The organism is Flagellimonas flava (assembly GCF_050617915.1).
In the GTDB taxonomy this organism is placed as follows: domain Bacteria; phylum Bacteroidota; class Bacteroidia; order Flavobacteriales; family Flavobacteriaceae; genus Flagellimonas; species Flagellimonas flava_A.
Map to the genome: position 1 here is coordinate 1 of NZ_JBODQE010000192.1, position 235 is coordinate 235.

At 41.7% G+C, this 235-nt stretch carries 1 protein-coding gene; it reads right to left on the minus strand.

All coding sequences use genetic code 11. From position 1 onward, the window contains the following. The coding region (locus ACRHOZ_RS21510; RefSeq protein WP_431130448.1) for an agmatine deiminase family protein at positions 1–235 on the minus strand (235 nt) is incomplete at both ends.

The following is a 235-nucleotide window of genomic DNA, read 5'->3' on the forward strand; positions in this document are numbered from 1 at the left end:
GCATTCTTACTATTCTAAATGCATTGCCATCTTGATTGGTACTTTTCGAAAGTACTTTGAAGTTTTCTTCCAAACGCCTATGGTTTTCCTTGGCGATTGGATCTCTTAATTCAGCACTGTCAATACTAGCTAAAAGAATAGTGCAATCATCGTCAAATCGCGCATATTCATCCACATGGCCACTGGTCCCAACAACCGTGTATGCTTTGGTCCTGTCAGCTGTTGATAATGGGCC